The 15,478-nt window shown below is 71.0% G+C and carries 17 protein-coding genes and 1 riboswitch; of the genes, 9 read left to right on the top strand and 8 right to left on the bottom strand.

All coding sequences use genetic code 11. The features are described 5' to 3' along the window. Window positions 1-4: 4 nt before the first annotated feature. From ACFWPA_RS10675 to ACFWPA_RS10690, 4 genes are read right to left on the bottom strand one after another with little or no spacing between them, the layout of a single operon-like run. On the bottom strand, window positions 5-769 hold the full coding sequence (locus ACFWPA_RS10675) for a ferredoxin (protein WP_378570114.1): 765 nt from the start codon (window positions 767-769) through the stop codon (window positions 5-7). Beyond that, window positions 766-1,578, bottom strand: a complete 813-nt coding sequence (locus ACFWPA_RS10680) for an ABC transporter ATP-binding protein (protein ID WP_378570115.1) — start codon at window positions 1,576-1,578, stop codon at window positions 766-768. The genes ACFWPA_RS10675 and ACFWPA_RS10680 overlap by 4 nt, the downstream gene beginning before the upstream one ends. Continuing rightward, window positions 1,575-2,633, bottom strand: a complete 1,059-nt coding sequence (locus ACFWPA_RS10685; RefSeq protein ID WP_378570116.1) for a FecCD family ABC transporter permease — start codon at window positions 2,631-2,633, stop codon at window positions 1,575-1,577. The genes ACFWPA_RS10680 and ACFWPA_RS10685 overlap by 4 nt, the downstream gene beginning before the upstream one ends. After that, window positions 2,630-3,613, bottom strand: a complete 984-nt coding sequence (locus ACFWPA_RS10690; protein ID WP_378570117.1) for an ABC transporter substrate-binding protein — start codon at window positions 3,611-3,613, stop codon at window positions 2,630-2,632. Before ACFWPA_RS10690 ends, ACFWPA_RS10685 begins: the two co-directional genes overlap by 4 nt. Before the next feature lie 30 nt (window positions 3,614-3,643). Beyond that, a riboswitch (cobalamin riboswitch) is annotated at window positions 3,644-3,834 on the bottom strand. A gap of 126 nt (window positions 3,835-3,960) precedes the next feature. Here ACFWPA_RS10690 and ACFWPA_RS10695 point away from each other — a divergent pair. The 3 genes from ACFWPA_RS10695 to ACFWPA_RS10705 all read left to right on the top strand — a co-directional run bounded on the left by ACFWPA_RS10695 (window position 3,961) and on the right by ACFWPA_RS10705 (window position 7,762). Then, window positions 3,961-4,845 (top strand): phosphoribosylaminoimidazolesuccinocarboxamide synthase, encoded by an 885-nt coding sequence (locus tag ACFWPA_RS10695; protein WP_378570118.1) that lies wholly within the window; start codon window positions 3,961-3,963, stop codon window positions 4,843-4,845. Between the two features lie 18 nt (window positions 4,846-4,863). Continuing rightward, window positions 4,864-6,987, top strand: coding sequence for a S9 family peptidase (locus ACFWPA_RS10700; RefSeq protein ID WP_378570119.1), 2,124 nt, complete (start codon window positions 4,864-4,866; stop codon window positions 6,985-6,987). A gap of 70 nt (window positions 6,988-7,057) precedes the next feature. Then, window positions 7,058-7,762, top strand: coding sequence for a DUF2334 domain-containing protein (locus ACFWPA_RS10705; protein WP_378570120.1), 705 nt, complete (start codon window positions 7,058-7,060; stop codon window positions 7,760-7,762). 16 nt (window positions 7,763-7,778) lie between these two features. Here ACFWPA_RS10705 and ACFWPA_RS10710 read toward each other — a convergent pair whose 3' ends face one another. Continuing rightward, complete coding sequence (locus ACFWPA_RS10710) at window positions 7,779-8,501, bottom strand: TetR/AcrR family transcriptional regulator (protein ID WP_378570121.1); 723 nt, start codon at window positions 8,499-8,501, stop codon at window positions 7,779-7,781. A gap of 83 nt (window positions 8,502-8,584) precedes the next feature. Here ACFWPA_RS10710 and ACFWPA_RS10715 point away from each other — a divergent pair, with 83 nt between their 5' ends. After that, window positions 8,585-8,962, top strand: a complete 378-nt coding sequence (locus tag ACFWPA_RS10715; RefSeq protein WP_378570122.1) for a VOC family protein — start codon at window positions 8,585-8,587, stop codon at window positions 8,960-8,962. A 7-nt stretch (window positions 8,963-8,969) separates the two neighbouring features. Here the strand turns inward: ACFWPA_RS10715 and ACFWPA_RS10720 are convergent, their stop codons facing one another. Next, window positions 8,970-9,617: an MBL fold metallo-hydrolase gene (locus tag ACFWPA_RS10720; protein WP_378507300.1), complete on the bottom strand. Its 648-nt coding sequence runs from the start codon at window positions 9,615-9,617 to the stop codon at window positions 8,970-8,972. Window positions 9,618-9,757: 140 nt separating this feature from the next. Here ACFWPA_RS10720 and purS point away from each other — a divergent pair, with 140 nt between their 5' ends. From purS to ACFWPA_RS10745, 5 genes are all read left to right on the top strand, one after another. After that, window positions 9,758-10,003: a phosphoribosylformylglycinamidine synthase subunit PurS gene (gene purS / locus ACFWPA_RS10725; RefSeq protein WP_378507299.1), complete on the top strand. Its 246-nt coding sequence runs from the start codon at window positions 9,758-9,760 to the stop codon at window positions 10,001-10,003. Continuing rightward, window positions 10,000-10,677 carry a phosphoribosylformylglycinamidine synthase subunit PurQ gene (purQ, locus tag ACFWPA_RS10730; protein WP_378570123.1) on the top strand — a complete coding sequence of 226 codons (678 nt, stop codon included), beginning with the start codon at window positions 10,000-10,002 and terminating at the stop codon, window positions 10,675-10,677. Before purS ends, purQ begins: the two co-directional genes overlap by 4 nt. Window positions 10,678-10,768: 91 nt before the next feature. Then, complete coding sequence (locus tag ACFWPA_RS10735) at window positions 10,769-11,968, top strand: macrolide family glycosyltransferase (protein ID WP_378570124.1); 1,200 nt, start codon at window positions 10,769-10,771, stop codon at window positions 11,966-11,968. A gap of 117 nt (window positions 11,969-12,085) precedes the next feature. Further along, window positions 12,086-13,225 (top strand): dihydrodipicolinate reductase, encoded by a 1,140-nt coding sequence (locus ACFWPA_RS10740; RefSeq protein ID WP_378570125.1) that lies wholly within the window; start codon window positions 12,086-12,088, stop codon window positions 13,223-13,225. After that, window positions 13,222-13,701, top strand: coding sequence for a carboxymuconolactone decarboxylase family protein (locus ACFWPA_RS10745; protein WP_378570126.1), 480 nt, complete (start codon window positions 13,222-13,224; stop codon window positions 13,699-13,701). The genes ACFWPA_RS10740 and ACFWPA_RS10745 overlap by 4 nt, the downstream gene beginning before the upstream one ends. On the opposite strand, the gene ACFWPA_RS10750 is transcribed toward ACFWPA_RS10745, so the two are convergent. After that, complete coding sequence (locus ACFWPA_RS10750) at window positions 13,698-14,420, bottom strand: DUF1361 domain-containing protein (protein ID WP_378570127.1); 723 nt, start codon at window positions 14,418-14,420, stop codon at window positions 13,698-13,700. The two genes, ACFWPA_RS10745 and ACFWPA_RS10750, sit on opposite strands and share 4 nt — an antisense overlap. A 96-nt stretch (window positions 14,421-14,516) precedes the next feature. Continuing rightward, on the bottom strand, window positions 14,517-15,419 hold the full coding sequence (gene surE, locus ACFWPA_RS10755) for a 5'/3'-nucleotidase SurE (RefSeq protein WP_378570128.1): 903 nt from the start codon (window positions 15,417-15,419) through the stop codon (window positions 14,517-14,519). Between the last annotated feature and the right edge of the window lie 59 nt (window positions 15,420-15,478).

The following is a 15,478-nucleotide window of genomic DNA, read 5'->3' on the forward strand; positions in this document are numbered from 1 at the left end:
CCGGTCAGCCTGCCAGCTCGGGGTCGGCCGGGTCCCTGCGCGCCCGGCGCTGCCCCGCCCACGCGGTGACCGGTCGGCCCGCGATCAGGTGTTCGTCGACGAACCGGTCGACGCGGTCCGCCGTCAGCGCGGAATACCAGACGTCGTCCGGGTACACCGCGACCACCGGCGCCTGCGAGCACGGAAACATGCAGCCGGTCAACGTGATCAGGACGTCGTCGTCGCCGAGGCCCCGAGCGGTGACGGCGTCGTCGACGGCCCGTCCGGTCTCGGCGCCGCCGCGCGCCGAACACCGCGGTCCCCGGCACACCAGCACGTGCCTGGTGAAGCCGGGCACCTCGTCCCACGCGGGGGAGGTGAGCGGTGCGGTGGTGGTGCGGGCCGGGGCGGTCGGTCCGGTGATCGCCGCCTCCAGCAGATCCGGGTAGGTGGCGGTGTCGGTGAGCGGTGCCGCGATCCGCACATCCGGGGTGCTGGCGTCCCCGCGCCCGCGCAGCCAGTGCCCGATCACCCGGCGGAACCACGCGTCCATCTTCCGGTCGAGCACGGTCTGCGCGCTCACCACGACCACCTCGGACGCGCCCGCGCCCGCGGCCTCGTCCAGCGCGGCCGTCACGGTCGTCCCAGTGCCGCCGAGGACCGCGGTCCGGAACTCGGTGCCGGGGTGCCTGCCGCGCAGCACGCCGAGCGCGCCGAGCACCTGGTCGCGGGGGTCGTCGCCGCGGTCCGTCGGGGCGGTGACAATCACCCAGCGTCGAAAATCGTTCATGGTGTTGCCCTTTCGATGTCCGCGCCGCGCGTGCCGCACAGCACCACCATCGGGCGCCCGGTGCGGGGATGCGGCTGCACGAGCGCGTCGAGGCCGTACACGTCGGCCAGCAGGTCCGCGGTGAGGACGGTTTCGGTGGGCCCCTCGGTGATCACCCGGCCGTCGTGCAGCACCACCAGGTGATCGCAGTACATCGCCGCCAGGTTCAGGTCGTGCATCGCCGCGACCGTCGTCAGCCCCCGCGCCCGGATCAGGTCCAGCAACTCCAGTGATGCGGACACGTCGAGGTGGTTCGTCGGCTCGTCCAGCAGCAGCACGCACGGCCGCTGCGCGAACGCCCGCGCCAGCTGCGTCTTCTGCCGCTCGCCGCCGGACAGGTTCCGCCACACCCGGTGTCGCAGGTGGCCGATCCCGGCCGCCGCGAGGCCGTCGGCGACGAGGTCGCCGTTGCCGAGGCCTGCGGGGCGGGCCCAGCCGCCGCGGTGCGGAATGGTGCCGAGCTCGACGATCTGCTCCACGGTCAGGTCCAGGTCGGTCGCCGAATGCTGCTCCACCAGCGCGACGGTGCGCGCGAACTCCCGACGGGCGATCGCGGTTGCGGGGTCGTCGCCGAGCAGCACTCGTCCGCGGTCGGGGCGCACGAGCCGCGCCATCGCCGACAGCAGCGACGTCTTGCCGGAGCCGTTGGGGCCGATCAGCCCGGTCACCCGCCGGGACGGCGCCCGGCAGCTGACCCGGTCGAGGATCGTTGCGCCGTCCACCGACCAGGTGAGGTCCTCGACGCGGACCTCGGGGGAGTGGTGGCTCATCCGCGGGCCCCCCGCCTGCGCAGCAGCAGGACGAAGACCGGGACGCCGACCACCGCGGTGACGATGCTGATCGGCAGTTCCCGCCCCGGCAGGATCGTGCGGGCCGCGACATCCGCCCACACCAGCAGCACCGCGCCGACGAGTGCGACGACGGGCAGCAGTCGGGCGTGCAGCGGTCCGGCGAGCATCCGGGCGGCGTGCGGGACGACGAGCCCGACGAAGCCGATCACCCCGGCCTGCGCGACGAGGGCGGCGGTGCACAGCGACGCCACCCCGTACAGCACCCAGCGGGAGCGGTCGACGTCGGTGCCCAGGCTCGCGGCGGCGCGCTCGCCGAATGCGAACGAGTCCAGCACCCGGGCGTGCCCGAGCATCACGACGGCGGTGACCGTCACGACCGCGGCGATCGCCACCAGCCCCGACCACCGCACCCCCGCGACCGACCCGAGCGTCCACTGCAACACCCGATGGGCGGCGTCCCGGTCCCCGAGCAGCACCAGCGCCGACGTCACCGCCGCCGCGAACTGCCCGACCGCGATGCCCGCCAGCACCAGCCGTCCCGGCAGCAGGGCACCCGACCGGGACGTCGAGATGAGGAACACCAGCAGCAGGCACCCGAGCGACGCGACGAACGCCGCCGCCGCCACCGACCCGACGCCGAGGACGCCGGCCGTCCCGACCCCGGCGGTCAGGGCGAGCACCGCGCCGAGCGAGGCGCCGCCGGACATGCCGAGCAGGTAGGGGTCGGCGAGCGGGTTGCCGGTCAGCGACTGCAGCACCGCCCCGCACAGCGCAAGCCCGGCCCCGACCAGCGCCGCCGCGAGCACCCGGGGCAGCCGCAGGTCGACGACGATGTGCGTGGTCAGCAGGTCGGTGCCGGGACCGAGCCCGAGCCGCCCCGCGACGGCCTCGACGACGGTGCCGATCGACAGGTCAGCAGCCCCAATCGTCACCCCCGCCGCGCAGCTCACCGCGAGCAGCGCGGCCAACGCCAGCGCCCAGCCCGCTGCGGTCGTCGACCGGACCCGGGTGGGCACCCGGGTTGCCGCGCTCATGCCGGGCCGCCGCCCAGTTGCTCGGCGACCAGCGTCGCGCCCTCGATCAGTCGCGGTCCGGGGGTGCTCGCCGAGAACGGGACGACGACGAACGCATCGCCGCGCACCGCGGTCAGGTCCCGCAGCGCCGGATCGGCGCGCAGGTACGCCTTTTTCTCCTCGGCGGTGTCCCACGACGCGTCGGCCAGGACGATGACGTCGGGGTCCGCGGCCAGCACCGTCTCCCAGCTGCCGTCGGCCCAGGCCCCGTCGACCCCGGCGAAGATGTTGGTGCCGCCGACCGCATCGATGATCAGCTGCGGGCCGCCCGCATTGCCGCCGACGTACGGGATGTCGGTGTTGCTGTCGTACCAGAAGATGCTCTTGCCCTCCGCCGGTGCGGCTGCCTCGATGCCCGCGACCGTCTCGCGCATCTGCGCGACCACCGCCGCCGCCTCGGATTCGTGGCCGAACAGGGTGCCGTAGTCGCTGATCTCGGTGCCGATGGAATCCCACGCGACCGGCGGGCGCGCCCCGCGGTCCGGGCAGCCGAACGGCGAGACGTAGGTGCCGATGCCGAGGTCGTCGAACGAGTCCTGCGAGCCGACGGCCTTGTCGTCGAACGCGGTCGCATACGACGCCAGCACCAGATCCGGTTTCGTCTCGAGCAGCGCCTCGCGGCTCGGGTAGTCCTTCTCGTTCAGCGGCGGCACCTGCGCGTATGCGGCCTGCCACCGCGGGGCGATGGTGTCGTCGAGGTATGCGGTGCCGACCAGGGCGTCCTGCGCGCCGATCGACAGCGCCGTCTCGGTGGCCCCCTGGTTGAGGGTGACGCCGCGTTCGGCCGGGCCGTCGAGGGTGACGGTGCGTCCGCAGTTCTGCAGGGCGATCGCGGCGGTGTCCGGGGCCGGGTCCGACCCGGCGCACGCGGAGAGGAGGAGCGTGGCCGCTGCGGTGGCGGCGACGGCGGCGATGGCGCGGGGTGAAACGGGGGTACGCAAGGTGACCCGCCTTCCATGACTCGTGGAAAACGTGCAGGCAGGTGTCGCGGCCGGTCTCCTGGCTCGGCAGGGTGACCGCCGACCACGCCTTCCCGGATGTGCGCATCCAGTGGCTGGGGCGAGCCCCGGGTGGTCGACCAACCTGCCCACAGTGGCGAGTACCGCGCCGGATTCGTACCGGACTTCCCGTTCACCGTGACACCGGGAGGAAGGATAGACGACCGGATGTCTGCCTTGTCCGGGTCGGTGCTGTACACCCGCGCCGAGCGAACGGCGCATTCGTTCGATGTGATCGACTGAACGCTTCCGTTCAGTCGGTCGGCGGGGCGGGCAGATAGGGTTGGTTCGTGCGCCCCACACTTTCCGACTACGCCCACCTGGCCGGCGGCAAGGTCCGCGACCTCTACACCATCGACGACGAGCACCTGCTGCTCGTCGCGAGCGACCGGATCTCGGCCTACGACCACATCCTCAGCACCCCGATCCCGGACAAGGGGCGGGTGCTGACCGCGATGAGCGTGTTCTTCTTCACCCGGCTGACCGCCCAGAACCACCTGGCGGGCCCGCCGGACGACGAGCGGATCCCCGCCGAGGTGCTCGGCCGAGCCCTGGTGGTGAAGAAGCTGAACATGGTGCCCGTCGAGTGTGTTGCGCGCGGCTACCTCACCGGGTCGGGGCTGGCCGACTATCAGAGCACCGGCGCGGTGTGCGGTGTGCAGCTGCCGGAGGGCCTGGTCGAGGCGTCGCAGCTGCCGGAACCGATCTTCACCCCGGCGACCAAGGCCGCGCTCGGCGACCACGACGAGAACGTCGACTTCGCGACCGTCGTCGACCAGCTCGGCCAGAACCTCGCCTTCAAACTGCGCGAGGACACCCTCGACATCTATACGCGCGCCGCGATTTTCGCGTCTGAGCGCGGAATCATCCTCGCGGACACCAAGTTCGAGTTCGGGATCGACGCCGACGGCAACCTGGTGCTCGCCGACGAGGTGCTCACCCCCGACTCGTCGCGGTACTGGCCCGCCGACGGCTACGAGGCGGGACGGGTGCAGCCCAGCTTCGACAAGCAGTTCGTCCGCAACTGGCTGACCGGTCCCGAGTCCGGCTGGGACCGGGCCTCGGACACTCCGCCGCCGCCGCTGCCGCAGGAGATCGTCGACGCCACCCGCGCCCGCTACATCGAGGCCTACGAGCGGATCTCCGGGCTGTCCTTCGCCGACTGGATCGGGTGACGACATAGGCTGACGGGCATGAGCTCGCCTGATGCCGGACCCCCGGTCGCGAAGAAGGTCCCCCAGCCGCGCACCCATCACGGCGACACGTTCGTCGACGACTACGAGTGGCTGCGGGACAAGAGCGACCCGGAGGTCGTCGCGTATCTCGAGGCGGAGAACGCCCACACGGACGCGCGGACCGAGCACCTGGGGCCGCTGCGGGAGGCGATCTTCGGCGAGATCAAGTCCCGCACCCAGGAGACCGACCTCTCGGTGCCGTCCCGGATGGGGCAGTGGTGGTACTACTCGCGCTCGTTCGAGGGCAAGCAGTACGGGGTGCACTGCCGCTGCCCGATCGCGTCCGCCGACGACTGGACCCCGCCGGTGCTGACCACCGACGCCGAGATCCCCGGCGAGCAGGTGTTGCTCGACGGCAACGAGCTCGCAGAGGGGCACGACTTCTTCGCGCTCGGCGCGCTGTCGGTGACCCTCGACGGCAGCCTGCTCGCGTACTCCGTTGACACCGCGGGCGACGAGCGCTACCTGCTGCGGTTCAAGAACCTCGACAGCGGCGACCTGCTCGCCGACGAGATCGCAGGCACGGCGCCGGGCGCCACCTGGTCGCTGGACAACCGGCACGTTTTCTACCTGACCGTCGACGAGGCGTGGCGCCCGGACACCGTCTGGCGGCACGAATTGGGCACCCCGCGGTCCGCGGACGTGCGGGTCTTCCACGAGCCCGACGAACGCTACTGGGTCGGCTTCGGATCCACCCGCAGCGAGAAGTACCTGACGATCTGGATCGGGTCGAAGATCACCTCCGAGATCTGGTACCTCGACTCGGCGGACCCGGAGGGCGAGTTCACCGTCGTCCTGCCCCGGGAGGAGGGCGTCGAGTACGCCGTCGACCACGCCGTCGTCGGCGGCGAGGACCGCTTCCTGATCCTGCACAACGGTGCCGTGGACGGGGTGAAGGCGGAGAACTTCACCCTCGTCGACGCCCCGGTCGCCGACCCGAGTGAGCAGCGGACGCTGATCGAGCACCGCGCCGACGTTCGGCTCGAGGACGTCGACGCGTTCGCGGGTCATCTGGTGGTCACCTACCGGCGGGAGGCGTTGACCCGGCTCGCGGTGTGGCCGCTGACCGGGGCGGGCTACGGCGAGCTGCGCGAACTGGAGTTCGGCGAGGAGCTGTACTCGGTCGGTGCGGGCTCCACCCCGGAGTGGGAGAGCCCGCTGCTGCGGCTTGGGTACACCTCGTTCATCACGCCGAGCCGCGTGTACGACCTCGAGATCGCGTCCGGGGCCCTGTTGCTGCGCAAGGAACAGCCGGTCCTCGGCGGCTACGATCCCACCGACTACGAGCAGCACCGGGACTGGGCGACCGCCGCGGATGGGACCCGGATCCCGATCTCGATCGTGCGTCGTCGCGGCGCCAGCGCCGACCCGGCGCCGCTGCTGCTGTACGGATACGGCTCGTACGAGTCCAGCATCGACCCCGGGTTTTCGGTGGCGCGGCTGTCCCTGCTCGACCGCGGGATGGTGTTCGCGGTCGCGCACGTACGCGGCGGCGGCGAGATGGGCAGGCACTGGTACGAGGACGGCAAGATGCTGTCGAAGAAGAACACCTTCACCGACTTCGTGTCCTGCGCACGGCATCTCGTCGATACCGGGCGCACCGCGACGGATCGGATGATCGCCGACGGGGGCAGCGCGGGCGGCCTGCTCGTCGGTGCGGTCGCGAACCTGGCGCCGGAGCTGTTCGCCGGGATCCTGGCGAACGTGCCGTTCGTCGACCCGCTCACCTCGATCCTCGACCCGTCGCTGCCGCTGACCGTCATCGAATGGGACGAGTGGGGAAATCCCCTCGCGGACAAGGACGTCTACGACTACATGCGCTCGTACAGTCCGTACGAGAATGTCGGTGCCCACGACTACCCGGCGATCCTGGCGATCACCAGCATCAACGACACCCGGGTGCTGTACGTGGAGCCGGCCAAGTGGGTCGCGAAGCTGCGTGCGACCAAGACCGGCGCCGCCCCGCTGCTGCTGAAGACCGAGATGAGTGCCGGGCACGGCGGCGTCAGCGGCCGGTACGAGAAGTGGCGCGAGGTGGCGTTCGAGTACGCGTGGGTGCTGGACACGGTCGGCCTCGGCTGACGCCGGGCGGGTCCCGGATGCACCACTGCGCGTCAGGGCCCGTTCACCTTCGGCTGCCACGCTGGGGGTTATGACCGCAACGCTGATCGTGTCGGTGTCGGGAATCCGGGACGAGACCCGGGAGCTGGTTGCCGGGTTCGCGGGTGCGATGGACGCCCGCGGTGTCCGTCTGTCGCTGTTGGTGGCGCCGCGGCTGAAGGACAAGTATCGGCTGGTGCGCGACGAGCCGACCCAGGACTGGTTGCGCGCCCGCAGGGACCGGGGCGACGCCATCGTCCTGCACGGCTACGACCAGGCCGCGACCAAGAAGCGGCGCGCCGAGTTCGCCGCCCTCCCGCAGCACGAGGCGATGCTGCGTCTGGTCGCGGCGGATCGGGTACTGGAGGAGACGGGGCTGCGGACCCGGGCGTTCGCTGCGCCGCGGTGGCAGGCGTCGCCGGGGGCGGTCGCCGCGCTGCCCGGCGCAGGCTTTCGACTGCTCGCGGGACTGTCGAGCATCGACGACCTCGACCGCGGCACCGCGGTGCGGGCCAGGGTGCTCGGCGTCGGGGGCGGGTTCGGCAGTGAGCCGTGGCGGTGCCGGGCGCTGGTCCTGCGGGCCGGTCGGATCGCCCGCCGCGGCGGCACCGTCCGGCTCGCGGTCACCGCAAAGCAGTTGGCGCACCCCGGTCCGCGGCAGGCGATCCTCGACGCCGTCGACCTCGCGCTGCACCATCGGGCGGGCCCGGACGCCTACCGTTGGCGTCCGCGTCGCGGGGGCATCGAGGTGGCGTGAGGGCCGGCCCTGCGCGTCACTCGCGGGTCGGTCCGGTCAGCGCGTCGAGGACCCGCTCAAGCCCGAACTTCCAGGCGGACTCGGCGCTGTAGGAGCTGTTCATGGCCTCGCCCGCTGCGGCGCCGACCCGCCGGGCGAGCGGATGCGCGTCGCCGAGGTAGGTGCCCAGCGTCGTGTGCCACCGCACCCACACCTCTCTCATGTCCGCGGCGTGCGGGTCGGGCCGCCGGGATCGGGCGGCGGACCGGACGAAGTCGGTGACGAAGGTGAGGGCGGCGTCGCGGGCGACGTCGCCGAGGCCCATGCCGTCGAAGGCGTGCAGGTCGTGGTCGTACTTCGCGATCGTGCCCGGGCCGAAGGAGGCGCGTTCGTCGGTGACGTCGAGCAGCCACGGGTGCCGGGTGTGGAGCGCGAGTTCCTGGTCGGCGAGCTGGCGGATCCGGTCGCGGCCGGTGCCCGCCGGGTACGGCGCGGGCGTCCAGCCTGCCCGGACGGTGTCGACCATGAGCACGAGCAGGTCGTCGCGGGACCCGACGTGGGTATAGAGGGCCATCGACGAGATGCCCAGGTCGGCGGCGAGGCGGCGCACCGTCACGGCGTCGATTCCCTCGGCGTCGGCGAGGGTGATCGCGGCGTCGACGGCCTGCGAGGTCGTGACCTTCGAGCGTGGGCCGCGGCTGCCGCCGGTCGGGGCGGCGGGGTGCTCGCGCCACAGCAGGTCGATCAGATCGCGCGCCATCGGACACCTCCACGGGTGGGAATACTTCGCCGCGACACGTACTTTATACATTGCATAAGGTTTCCCGTCTCGATGGAGGTCGAATGAAGATCACCGGTACCGCCCTGTCCCTGAACGTCGCGGACCCCGCCGCGTCCGCGGAGTTCGCCGCCACCCATTTCGGTTTCACCGAGGCCATGGCCGACGACGGCTTCATCTCCCTCGCCCACCCGGACGCGGGCGTCAATGTGATCTTCCTGCGCACCGGACTCGGCACCTTCACGCCGGCGTCTATCGCCGGACCGGCGGGGCAGGGCCTGCTGATCGTGTTCGTCGTCGACGACATCGACGCCGAGTTCGCCCGCATCGCCGCCGCGGGCGCCGTCGTCGTCACCGAACCCGAGACCGAGCCGTGGGGTGAGCGCTACTGCCAGTTCGCGGACCCCAACGGCCTGATCTGGCAACTCGTGCAGTGGGTGTGAATCCCGCTCAGGACAGCTCGGTCCCCGATTCCCCGGGCAGCACCCGGAACTCGGTGCCGTCCGGGGCCATGTCGGTGTAGCGGCCGTAGAAGATCCCGGTCGCCTCGTTCGCGAGGATCGCCTGGTGGATCGGCACCGCGACCCGCGGCGCGACGGCGCGCAGGTAGTCGATCGCCTCGGCGATCTTCAGCCACGGCGCGGCGGCGGGGAGCGCGAGCACGTCGACCCGCTCGTGCGGGATGTACAGCGAGTCGCCGGGGTGTAGCAGCCGGGCCGGGTTGTCGTCGTCGCCGAGCAGGAACGCGGTGTTATCGATCACCGCCAGGTCCGGGTGGATCACCGCGTGCCTGCCGCCGGTTCCCCGCAGGTGCACCCGGCCGACGTCGAACGCGTCACCCGGGCGCACCGGGGTCCACCGGTCGCCGAACTGCGCGGCGGTCTGCGGGTCCGCGAACAGGGCGGCGCCCGGATTGGCCTCGACCAGCGCGGGCAGCCGGGCCGTGTCGGCGTGATCGGGATGCTGGTGGGTGATCGCGATCGCGTCCAGGCCGGTGATCCCCTCGAAGCCGTGCGAGAAGGTGCCGGGATCGAACAGGATCGTCGCGCCGAGGTGCTCGACGAGCAGGCAGGAGTGGCCGAAGTGGGTGAGCCGCATGCCCCCGAGTATGCGCTGGTTCACACCGCGGCGGGGCACCCGCGACCGTGTGCGCGAGCCAGCGGGGCGGACCGGTAAACTGCCAGTTGCCCGGCGTGATTCTCCCGGGCACAACCGCAGCACCAAGCGAGGAGCAGCACGTGGCCCGTGTCGTTGTCGAAGTCATGCCCAAGGCCGAGATCCTCGACCCGCAGGGGCAGGCCATCGTCGGGGCGCTGTCCCGGCTCGGCTTCGCCGGCGTGTCCGATGTCCGCCAGGGGAAGCGGTTCGAGTTGGAGATCGACGGCAGCGTCGAGGACGCCGAGCTGGAGAAGATCGCCGAAGGTCTGCTGGCCAACACCGTGATCGAGGACTGGGTCGTGCGGCGAATCGACGTCGAGGCATGAGCGCCCGCGTCGGAGTCATCACCTTCCCCGGCACCCTCGACGACGTCGACGCCGCCCGCGCCGTGACCCTCGCCGGCGGCGAGGCCGTCAGCCTGTGGCACGGCGACGCCGACCTCAAGGGCGTCGACGCGGTCATCGTCCCCGGCGGCTTCTCGTACGGCGACTACCTGCGCTGCGGCGCGATCGCGCGTTTCGCCCCGGTGATGGGCAAGGTCGTCGATGCCGCGAAGGGCGGGATGCCGGTCCTCGGTATCTGCAACGGCTTCCAGGTGCTCTGCGAGGCGGGCCTGCTGCCCGGCGCGCTGACCCGCAACCAGGGTCTGCACTTCATCTGCCGCGACCAGTGGCTCAAGGTGGAGGCCACCTCCACCGCGTGGACCAGCCGCTACGAGTCCGGCGCCGAGATCCTGATCCCGCTCAAGTCGGGTGAGGGCCGCTACCAGGCGTCTGAGCGGGTGCTCGACGAGCTCGAGGGGGAGGGTCGCGTGGTGTTCCGCTACTCGGGCGACAACCCGAACGGTTCGCAGCGGGGCATCGCGGGCGTCGCGTCCGCGAACGGTCGGGTCGTCGGTCTGATGCCGCACCCCGAGCACGCGACGGAGCCGCTCACCGGCCCGAGCGACGACGGGCTCGGCATGTTCTACTCGGCGCTGGAGAGCGTCGTCTCCGCCTGATCGGACGCTGACGGGAGGCCCCGGAAACTCACTGGAGTTTCCGGGGCCTCCCGTGTTCCTATGGCCGGGTCACCCGCACCGGAAGGAACCGATGTCTACCGCGCATATCGCCGTGATCAGCATTCCCGCACCCGGCCACGTCAACCCGAGCCTCGAGATCGTCCGGGTGCTCGTCGCGCGTGGACACCGGGTCAGCTATGCGAACGACCCGTCGATGGCGGCGGTGATCGAAGCCACCGGCGCCGAGTTGCGCCCCTACACCTCGACGCTGCCCGGCGTGAACACCGGCGGCTCGGGGACCGCGTCGGAGAAGTCCTGGGACGGCGACATGATCGACCAGTTGACGTTGTTTCAGGAGGACTATGAGTCGATGCTCCCGCAGCTGCGGGCGCTGTACGACTCCGACCGGCCGGACCTGTTCCTGTACGACATCGCGGGCGGTCCGGCGCGGATCCTGGCCGAGGAGTGGGGGATTCCGATCGTGCAGCTGTCCCCGACCTACGTCGCGTGGGAGGGCTACGAGGAGGACATGGCCCCGGTTCTCGCCCCGATCCGTGAGGAACCGAAGGGAATCGCGTACCGGGAACGGCAACGAAAGTTCCTGCAGGACAACGGTGTCACGGCCGACCCCGACGCCTTCTTCGGGCGGCCGCCGCGCGCGGTGGTGCTGATCGCGAAGTCGATGCAGCCCAACGCGGACCGAGTGGACGAGGACGTGTACACCTTCACCGGGCCTGCCCTTCCGCTGGATCGTGCGTCCGAGGGCACCTGGACGCGTCCGGCGGGCGGGTCGAAGCTGCTGCTGATCTCGCTGGGTACCGCGTTCACCGATCAGGCCGACTTCTACCGCCGCTGCGTCGCGGCGTTCGGCGATCTCGTCGGATGGCACGTCGTCCTGCAGATCGGCACCCAGGTCGACGTCGCCGATCTGGGTGTGGTTCCCGCCAACGTGGAGGTGCACCGCTGGGTGCCGCAATTCGACATCCTCCGTGAGGCGGATGCGTTTCTCACCCACGCGGGGATGGGCGGGTCGAGCGAGGGAATGGTCACCGGGACACCGATGATCGCGGCGCCGCAGGCCGTCGACCAGTTCGAGAACGCGGACGCGCTCGCCACGGCCGGGGTGGCGGTGCGCGTCGACAGCGCGACGGCGACCGTGGCGGAGTTGCGGGACGCGCTCCGGACCGTGGACGGCCCCGCGATCCGCAACCGCAGTGACGCGCTCGCCGACGAGCTCCGGGCCGCGGGAGGGGTGCGGGCCGCGGTCGAGGTGATCGAGGGTTACCTCTGACCCTCGGCCGCGGCGATCACCGCGCGCAGCGCCGCGAGTTCGGCGGCGAGCGCGTCACGGCCGGTGATCTGGTTGAACCTCTGCGGGAACCTGTTTCAGGTGGGTACCGTTCCCGGCATGATCACCACCGTCGTGTGGGGCACCGGTAACGTCGGCAGGGCGGCGATCCGTGCCGTGGACGCGCACCCCGCGCTCGATCTCACCGCCGTCCTCGTCCACAACCCCGACAAGGTGGGTCGCGATGCGGGCGACCTCGGCGATGCCGGGCGCGACCTCGGGGTCGCGGCGACCGACGACATCGACGCGGTCCTCGCCGCCGGGCCAGCCGCCGTCGTGTACGCCGCCTCCGGGGACGTTCGTCCGGCCGAGGCGCTCGCCGACATCTGCCGGGCGATCCGGGCGGGCGCGGTGGTCGTCAGCCCCGCCCTGTATCCGCTCTACGACCACCGCAGCGCCCCGCCGGAGCTGCGGGACCCGATCCGCGCCGCCATCGACGAGGGGGGCGGCTCGTTCTTCGCCTCCGGCATCGACCCCGGATGGGGCAACGACGTGCTGCCGATCCTGCTCAGCGGCCTCGCGACCCGGATCGACGCGATCCGCTGCCAGGAGATCTTCGACTACACCACCTACGACCAGCCCGATTCGGTGCGCTACCTGGTCGGGATGGGGCAGCCGATGGACTACCTGCCGCCGATGGTCGCGCCGTCCGTTCCCACCATGGTGTGGGGCGGCCAGGTTCGGATGATCGCGCGGGCGCTGGGCGTCGAGCTCGACGAGATCCGCGAAACCCTGGACCGGCGGGCCCTCGACGCCACCGTCACCACCCCGGCCATGGGCGACTTCGAGGCGGGCACCCAGGGCGCCCTGCGGTTCGAGGTGCAGGGCATCGTCGACGGCGACCCCGTCATCGTCATCGAACACGTCACCCGCATCCATCCCTCCTGCGCCCCCGACTGGCCGACGCCGCCGGATGGGGACGGCGCGCACCGGGTGATCATCGAGGGCAGGCCCCGGATCGAGGTCGCCGTCGAGGCCACCGACGAGGGCGGCAACCGGTCGGCGGGCGGCAACGCGACCGCGGTCGGGCGGCTGGTCGGGGCCATCGACTGGCTCGTCGACCACGAGCCGGGACTCTACGACGCACTCGACGTGCCGCTGCGCCCCGCGGTCGGCAGGCTGGCAGCGCACGGCACATCGGCAACTCGCGGGACCCGGGCAACGCACGGGACCCCGGCACCGGAAAGGACCCCGGCATGATCATTGACCTCCCCGAGGACAAGGACCCGATCGGCTACGTGTGGGGCGAGATGGTGCCCGGCATCGGGATCCCCGCCTCCCAGTTCTCGCTGTCCGTGTACGAGCATTCGACGATCGACCTGCGAGCCTTCGAGGCGGCCCGGCTGCGGATCGCGCAGATCAACGGGTGCATCTTCTGCCAGGACTGGCGCACCGAACGCGACGGCGTCAAGGTCGAGGACGGGTTCGACGAGGCCGTCGAGAGCTGGCGCACCACCGAGACTTTCGACGATCGCACCCGGCTCGCCGCCGAGTACGCCGAACGCTACGCCCTCGACCATCACGGCCTCGACGAGGAGTTCTGGGCGCGGATGAAGGCGCGGTACACCGACGCCGAGATCGTCGAACTGTCGATGAGCATCGGCGCGTGGCTGGCGTTTGGCAGGCTCAACCACGTGCTCGGCCTGGACACCGCCTGCGTGCTGCCGGGGCACTAGTCCTCGACGACGAGGTCCGGCGAGTTCGCGACCGCGTCCAGCAGCGGTCCGGCGATCAGCCCGTAGATCAGCAGCAGGAACACCGTGTGGGTGAGGCAGAACAGCAGGAAATTGGCCCACGCGCTTCGGGAGTCGAAATGGTCCCGCACCTTGCCGTACATGCGGCGCGGTGACCGGACGTCCCAGCTGTTCAGGCGCAGGTAACGGCCCAGATAGATGCCCACCGACACCAGCGCGACGAGAACCACCGGCACCGACTGCACCGGCGCCGACCGCAGTGCTGTGTTGGAGTCGCCGTATATCGCGAGGGTGAAGACGAGTTGCGCAGCGAGCACACCGAGCACGGTGTTCACCACCCCGGACATCGCGAAAGTCAGGACCGCGATGATGTCGTACCAGAGCGGAACCGATTCGTGGTCGCGGCGGTGGTTGAGGTTGAGTTCGGTGATCAAGTATCCCGAATTGGGCAGCATCAGCAGCCATGTCACGAATCCGACCACGGCCACCACGATCGCCACCGGACGCGCACCCAGTCCGCTGGCGGCAACGAAGACCGTGAGCACCACGACGAGGATCAGCAGTGGTAGCGCCGACAGGACGAAATTCTTCACCATCGGTCGGTACACCGGAGCCCGGTAGATCCACGACCGCAGGTAGATCAGCAGCAGGGCATACAGATTGAGCCCGATGGCGTACAACAGCAGCGTGCCGGCCGACATGATCGCAACCTACCCGCCGCCGCGATCTCATCGGGTCGGCGACACTCGGGCGGTGGGCCGGCATCCGGGATGGGACGCGGACCCACCGCAGGCGCGTCAGCTCAGGGACCTGACCAGGCGGGTGATCGTTGCCGCATCGGCGCGGTCCGCGGTGCGGTCGGCGTCGAGGAGGGTGAAGGTGACGAACCCGGCGTCCAGTTCGGCGAAGTCCGTTCCCGCCGCGGGCGGGGTCGCGGCCCGGCCGGGCTTGATCTCGTAGGTGGTGTCGTCGATCCGGGAGTACCGGATGTCCGCCGCGGACGCGGACGACATCGGCGTGTACTTCATGCCCTTGGGCGTGGTGGCGCCGTCCTTGAGCAGCGGGTAGTTGATGTTGAGGACGGTGCCGGGGGAGGTGCGCGGGATCCCGCCGTCGAGGATCCGCACCAGCAGCGCCGCGGTCTGGTCGTATGCGGGGACGAGCTCCGGGTCGCGGCTGGTATCGGTGCTGATCGCGATCGCGGGGATGCCGAAGCCGCCGCTCGCGACGACGGCGGCGCCGACGGTCCCCGAATAGTTGGTGTCGAAGCCGACGTTGGACCCGACGTTTGTCCCCGACACGACGAGATCGGGCTTGGCGTCCTTGAACACCTCGTTGATCCCGAACATCGCGGACCCGGCCGGTGTCGAGGTGACCGAGTACACCTTCGGATCGCCACTCGGGTGGGCGACCGTCAGCTTGCCCTGGAAGTCGATCGCCGCCGACTTTCCGCTCTGGTTCTGCGCGGGCGCGACCATCGTCACGTCGTGACCGGCCGCGGTCAGGGCCCGATAGGTCGCGGTGATCCCCGGCGCATCCCAGCCGTCGTCGTTGGTCAGCAGGATTCGAAGCGGGGCGGGGGTGGTGTCGCCGGACGGCGGTGCCGCACTGGATCCCTCGAAGGCCGAGGCGCCGGACGCGGCGGTGAGTAGCACCGCGGCGGCGGCAACGGTGACGATCAGCGGGCGGGTGAATCGCACGGGAGTGTGTCCCTTCTCAATGACAACGGGGATGCGAAGGTACGGGTCTTCGCCTCCGG

The sequence above is a fragment of the Rhodococcus sp. NPDC058505 genome, assembly GCF_042720095.1.
GTDB lineage: Bacteria > Actinomycetota > Actinomycetes > Mycobacteriales > Mycobacteriaceae > Rhodococcus_G.

Coding starts and splice junctions, on each gene's coding strand:
- ACFWPA_RS10735 (WP_378570124.1), top strand. CDS start 10,769: ATGTCTACCGCGCATATCGCCGTGATCAGCATTCCCGCACCCGGCCAC.
- ACFWPA_RS10675 (WP_378570114.1), bottom strand. CDS start 769: ATGAACGATTTTCGACGCTGGGTGATTGTCACCGCCCCGACGGACCGC.
- ACFWPA_RS10710 (WP_378570121.1), bottom strand. CDS start 8,501: ATGGCGCGCGATCTGATCGACCTGCTGTGGCGCGAGCACCCCGCCGCC.
- ACFWPA_RS10705 (WP_378570120.1), top strand. CDS start 7,058: ATGACCGCAACGCTGATCGTGTCGGTGTCGGGAATCCGGGACGAGACC.
- ACFWPA_RS10700 (WP_378570119.1), top strand. CDS start 4,864: ATGAGCTCGCCTGATGCCGGACCCCCGGTCGCGAAGAAGGTCCCCCAG.
- ACFWPA_RS10745 (WP_378570126.1), top strand. CDS start 13,222: ATGATCATTGACCTCCCCGAGGACAAGGACCCGATCGGCTACGTGTGG.
- ACFWPA_RS10750 (WP_378570127.1), bottom strand. CDS start 14,420: ATGTCGGCCGGCACGCTGCTGTTGTACGCCATCGGGCTCAATCTGTAT.
- ACFWPA_RS10720 (WP_378507300.1), bottom strand. CDS start 9,617: ATGCGGCTCACCCACTTCGGCCACTCCTGCCTGCTCGTCGAGCACCTC.
- ACFWPA_RS10680 (WP_378570115.1), bottom strand. CDS start 1,578: ATGAGCCACCACTCCCCCGAGGTCCGCGTCGAGGACCTCACCTGGTCG.
- ACFWPA_RS10715 (WP_378570122.1), top strand. CDS start 8,585: ATGAAGATCACCGGTACCGCCCTGTCCCTGAACGTCGCGGACCCCGCC.
- ACFWPA_RS10685 (WP_378570116.1), bottom strand. CDS start 2,633: ATGAGCGCGGCAACCCGGGTGCCCACCCGGGTCCGGTCGACGACCGCA.
- purQ (WP_378570123.1), top strand. CDS start 10,000: ATGAGCGCCCGCGTCGGAGTCATCACCTTCCCCGGCACCCTCGACGAC.
- ACFWPA_RS10740 (WP_378570125.1), top strand. CDS start 12,086: ATGATCACCACCGTCGTGTGGGGCACCGGTAACGTCGGCAGGGCGGCG.